General features: G+C 36.3%; 6 protein-coding genes. All 6 read left to right on the plus strand.

All coding sequences use genetic code 11. The annotated features are described in order from the left end of the window. Positions 1–668: sensor histidine kinase (locus ACY65O_RS19915; protein ID WP_462222608.1), on the plus strand; the 668-nt coding region annotated here is incomplete at its 5' end. A 42-nt stretch (positions 669–710) separates the two neighbouring features. Continuing rightward, entirely contained in the window at positions 711–2,087 is a 1,377-nt protein-coding gene (locus tag ACY65O_RS19920; RefSeq protein ID WP_462222609.1) for a sensor histidine kinase, read from the plus strand. A 16-nt stretch (positions 2,088–2,103) separates the two neighbouring features. Then, positions 2,104–2,478: a response regulator gene (locus ACY65O_RS19925; protein ID WP_462222610.1), complete on the plus strand. Its 375-nt coding sequence runs from the start codon at positions 2,104–2,106 to the stop codon at positions 2,476–2,478. Then, on the plus strand, positions 2,478–3,518 hold the full coding sequence (locus ACY65O_RS19930; protein ID WP_462222611.1) for an adenylate/guanylate cyclase domain-containing protein: 1,041 nt from the start codon (positions 2,478–2,480) through the stop codon (positions 3,516–3,518). The genes ACY65O_RS19925 and ACY65O_RS19930 overlap by 1 nt, the downstream gene beginning before the upstream one ends. Positions 3,519–3,605: 87 nt before the next feature. Next, positions 3,606–3,908: a DUF6922 domain-containing protein gene (locus ACY65O_RS19935; RefSeq protein WP_462222612.1), complete on the plus strand. Its 303-nt coding sequence runs from the start codon at positions 3,606–3,608 to the stop codon at positions 3,906–3,908. A 14-nt stretch (positions 3,909–3,922) separates the two neighbouring features. Continuing rightward, positions 3,923–4,407, plus strand: a 485-nt coding sequence (locus tag ACY65O_RS19940; RefSeq protein ID WP_462222613.1) for a nucleotidyl transferase AbiEii/AbiGii toxin family protein, incomplete at its 3' end; no start/stop codon positions are given.

The following is a 4,407-nucleotide window of genomic DNA, read 5'->3' on the forward strand; positions in this document are numbered from 1 at the left end:
TTTCGGAAGTGAATAAAGAATTGTTAGTAGAGATGAAAGGCGAGATGGATAAAGGCAATATTGCAGATGCCAAAGAAATTGCAAATGATGTAATTGCGAACGAAGAAAAAATAAACCACCACGGCAAACGTGCCGATGCAATTGTAAAAGGAATGCTGCAGCACTCCAGTAGCGGCAGTGGCAAAAAAGAACCAACCGATATTAATAAACTGGCCGATGAATATTTAAGATTGGCTTATCATGGGCTAAGAGCAAAGGATAAATCTTTTAATGCAACGATGAAAACAGATTTTGATGAAACAATTGGTAACATCAACATTATTCCGCAGGATATTGGCAGGGTAATTTTAAATTTAATTACCAACGCATTTTATGTGGTGGATGAAAAGAAAAAATCAGGCATTGAACAATACGAACCAACAGTTTCAGTAAGTACAAAAAAGATCAATGATAAGGTAGAAATAAAAGTAAGAGATAATGGCAGCGGTATTCCAAAAAAAGTTTTAGACAAAATTTTTCAACCCTTCTTTACCACAAAACCAACCGGGCAGGGCACAGGCTTAGGGTTGAGCTTAAGCTATGATATTGTAAAAGCACATGGCGGAGAATTGAAGGTGGAAACAAAGGAAGGAGAAGGAACTGAGTTTATTATTTTATTACCCATATAGTTTTTAACTTTATCCGCAACTAGCTGCTTTGCAATAAAATTTATGTTATTAGAACCCATACTTATTTTAATACTGGTACGCTACCTGCGTAAAAACTTGCTAACACAAAAACAATTACCCCAGGTAGACAGGGTGCTGGTAATGGCAATGGGTACAGCCATTGTATTATTAGTAATAGGCTTAACCATAAAGCAAATTAAACCTGTGGCAACCTGGTTAAGCCATGCACTGGCATTTGCATTTGTATATTGGGTACTCATTAAAAAAGAATTTTTTGCTGCCAGATCAGTTATATATTCTGTATTGCCACTAATCGTTATTTCATTTGTTACCAGTGTAACCAAATTAATAAGTATTCCATTTTATACCCAATGGAGAAATGTTTTTAGTGCAGCTTCTTCGTTTGCCTTTATTTGGATACTGGCCATGTGGCTCATTACAAAAAAACAAAGAAAAGCCCTGGATGATGAAAAAAAGAAAATACTGGAGATAGAAAAGGAAATACAGATCAACGAAAAAATAAAAGCAGCATTAGAAATACAGGTAACCGAACGTACTGCCGCACTCACTTTACAGAAAGAAGAACTGGAGCAAACGTTGAACAAATTAAAATCTACACAGGCATTACTGATACAGGCCGAAAAAATGGCCAGCCTTGGCGAACTCACTGCAGGTATAGCTCATGAAATTCAAAACCCATTAAACTTTGTAAATAATTTCAGCGAAGTAAATAAAGAGTTGCTGGCAGAAATGAATGTGGAAATTGAAAAAGGCAATTATGAAGAAGTAAAACTATTAGCAAAAGACGTTACAGATAATGAAGAAAAAATAATTCATCATGGTAAACGTGCCGATGCTATTGTAAAAGGTATGCTGCAGCACAGCCGCAAAAGCAGCGGACAAAAAGAACCCACCGATATTAATGCATTGGCCGATGAATATTTACGCTTAGCATATCATGGCTTAAGGGCAAAAGATAAATCTTTTAATGCCACATTAAAAACAGATTATGATGAAAGCATTGGTAATATCAACATCATTCCGCAGGATATTGGCAGGGTAATTTTAAATTTAATTACCAATGCTTTTTATGCTGTTGCAGAAAAAAAGAAAAGCCCCAATCCCCTAAAGGAGGGTGAAACCTACGAACCAACAGTATCTGTAACTACACAAAAGCTCAGCTCCCCTTCAGCGGATGAGGGCAAAATTTTAATTTCAGTAAAAGATAACGGCAGCGGTATTCCGCAAAAAGTAGTAGATAAAATTTTTCAACCTTTTTTTACCACCAAACCTACGGGTGAAGGAACAGGTTTAGGCTTAAGCATTAGTTACGATATTATTAAAGCACATGGCGGCGAATTAAAAGTAGAAACTAAAGTTGACCAAGGCACGCAGTTTACCATTCATTTACCAGCATAAACCTTAAATAAATCGAATGAAAATTTTAGTAGTTGATGACGAAAAAGATGTACAGACACTTTTTGAACAACGTTTTAGAAAGGAAATAAGAAGCAATGAAATGGATTTTATTTTCGCTTTTTCAGGAGAAGATGCACTTATTTATTTAAACCAGCATGAACATGAAGCTGTTTTAATTTTATCCGACATAAACATGCCGGGCATGAGCGGACTGGAACTGCTGAAACACATCAAACAAAAATACCACAAGCCACCACCGGTAGTAATGATGATAACGGCTTATGGCGATGCAGAAAATTTTAACATGGCAAAAGAACTGGGTGCCGATGATTTTTTAACCAAACCGGTTGATTTTACAGCATTAAAAGAAAAACTTAAACCCACCAACTGATGGCAAAAATATTAGTAGCCGATGATGAGGCTGATCTGGAAATGCTCATCAAACAAAAATTCCGTCAAAAAATACGGGAGCAGCAATATGAATTTGTTTTTGCTGTAAATGGTAACGATGCACTGGATAAAATTCAGCAGCACCCCGATATTGATATTTTATTAAGTGATATTAATATGCCGGAGATGGATGGGCTAACATTGCTGAGCCGCATGAGCGAATCGAGCCCGTTAATAAAATCGGTAATTGTTTCTGCCTACGGCGATATGGAAAACATACGCACTGCTATGAACCGTGGTGCATTCGATTTTATTACCAAGCCCATTAATTTTGAAGACCTTTCGGTAACCATGGAAAAAACAATTCACCATGTTTTACAAATAAAAGAAACATTAAAAGCAATAAAAGAAAATAACATTTTAAGGATGTATGTAGATGAAACGGTTCTCAATTTTATGGGCAGCCGTGAATTTGAATCTTCATTAGTGGCTAATGAAATAGTAGAAGCCACAGTGGTTTTTATTGATATCTGCAGCTTTACTTCCATCAGCGAAAACGAAACACCCGATACTGTTGTAAAATTATTGAACAAGTATTTTGATGTAATGGTAAAAGAAATTATTGCACAGGGCGGGTATATTGATAAATTTATAGGCGATGCGGTAATGGCGGTTTTCCGTGGCGATTATCATTTAGATAAAGCCATTGATGCCTGCCTTGCTGTAAGAACACAAATTGAAAAATTACCTCCATTAGTAAATCATATTTCTTTTACACCAAAAGTTTCTATTGGTATTAACAGCGGCGAAATGATTTCGGGCAATATTGGTGCAGCCAGCCTGCGCCGTTTAGATTACACCGTTATAGGCGATACCGTAAACATTGCACAACGTTTACAATCTGTTGCAAAAGAAAACCAGATCATCATTAATGAAGCTGCCTATCAAAAAGTAAAAGAATCTTTTAATTGTAAAAAAGTGGGTGAAGTAAGTTTAAAAAACAAAGCCGCTGTCATGAATGTGTATGAAGTGATGGATTAACTCATAATGGTCTCCAACGGGGGTGCAATGGTTTTGAGACTTTGTCTCATGAAGATTGATAAATAAATTCTGTTGTATCTTTATAATATGGCAGAAAAACTAAAACCTGTATTTAATAAACGTATTTTTTGGGATGTGGTTTTTGAAAACATCGACTACGATGCAAAAGCCAACTTTGTAATAGAACGTGTTTTTGAGCGTGGCGATGTGGAGGATATAAGAAATTGCCGCCGCTTCTATGGCGATGAAAAAGTTACAGAAGCTTTGCTGAATGCAAAATTTTTACCGGAAACAAGAATGTACCTGGCAAGCGCAGTAATTAACAGACCGCTAAAAGACTTTAGATGCTACACCTTGAGACAGTTGAACCCAACACTTTTTCCGTATTAGAAAAACTAATAAAAATGCCGGAGCTGCAACACTTTTCATTAGTTGGCGGCACCGCACTGTCACTTATATATGGCCACCGTGTATCTGTGGATTTAGATTTATTTTCAAATATACCATTTGAGAATACAACTGTTGTTGAAGCATTAAAGAATAAATTTCTCGATAAATTTATTATGGAAGAGAAACCTCCCCGTTTTGGTATTTTTTGTTTTGTAGATAATGTAAAAATTGACATCATCCGCCATCCTCATATTTTAATCAGGCCCTTATTAAATATTGAGGGCATAAGGATGTTCTCCACCGAAGATATTATTGCCATGAAAGTGCAGGCCATTTTGGGCAGGGGAAAAAAGAAAGACTTTTGGGATATTGCAGAGCTGCTGCAGCATTTTTCCGTCGCCGATTTTATACAATTTCATAAAGAAAAATATTCCACCCAAAATTTATTAATAACAGTGCCACAGGCCATTACTTATTTCTCAGATGCAGAAGAAAGTGA

The organism is Ferruginibacter sp. (assembly GCF_031430955.1).
GTDB lineage: Bacteria > Bacteroidota > Bacteroidia > Chitinophagales > Chitinophagaceae > Ferruginibacter.